At 69.3% G+C, this 583-nt stretch carries 1 protein-coding gene; it reads left to right on the forward strand.

Going from position 1 to position 583, the window contains the following annotated elements; all coding sequences use genetic code 11:
- Nucleotides 1–100 precede the first annotated feature (100 nt).
- A complete protein-coding gene (locus ACEN88_RS33755) occupies nt 101–541 on the forward strand; it encodes a DUF3305 domain-containing protein (RefSeq protein WP_413346721.1) in 441 nt (146 codons plus the stop codon).
- Nucleotides 542–583 lie beyond the last annotated feature (42 nt).

The following is a 583-nucleotide window of genomic DNA, read 5'->3' on the forward strand; positions in this document are numbered from 1 at the left end:
CGGCGCCGCCCAGCGCGGACGTGAAGGCCCACCCGACGCGGGCCGAGCCGGCGGGCACGCCGCCGACCGTCCAGAAAGGCACGCCGAAGGTGAACAACAGATGAAGATGGGATCCATGCCGATCGCCGTGCTGATGCAGCGGCGGACCCTCCAGCACCGCTGGGCCGACGAGGCCTGGGAAGCGATCGGCGTCGTGCCGGACCGCGGCGACCTGCCGCCGCTGCAGGTGCTGAGCCAGACGCCCGGGCGCGACTACTACCTCGTCTCCGGCCTCGAACTGGAACTGTATCCGGACGAGAACGAAGGCTATTACGAGAACTGCGTTGCGCCCGAATCGAAGGTCTTCGTGCTGTGGCGGATGGAGAACGGCCGCGCGATGCCCGTGCGCGCATCGGTCAGCTATGTCGAGGGCACGCGCATGTTCGACTCGGGAGAAAACGCGGACGGCGTGACGATGCCGGCCGAGATCTATGCGTGGCTCGCGGGCTATCTGCGCGCGCACTACCAACCGAAGCCGCGCCGCGGCCGCCAGCACGGATGACGGACGAAGGCTTCCTGCGCCGCTGGGCGCGCCGCAAGACGG

This window comes from Massilia sp. CT11-108 (assembly GCF_047302915.1).
In the GTDB taxonomy this organism is placed as follows: domain Bacteria; phylum Pseudomonadota; class Gammaproteobacteria; order Burkholderiales; family Burkholderiaceae_D; genus Telluria; species Telluria orientalis.

What these genes read in the sequence shown, in the direction of transcription:
- ACEN88_RS33755 (WP_413346721.1), top strand. Translation starts at nt 101, where the DNA reads ATGAAGATGGGATCCATGCCGATCGCCGTGCTGATGCAGCGGCGGACC.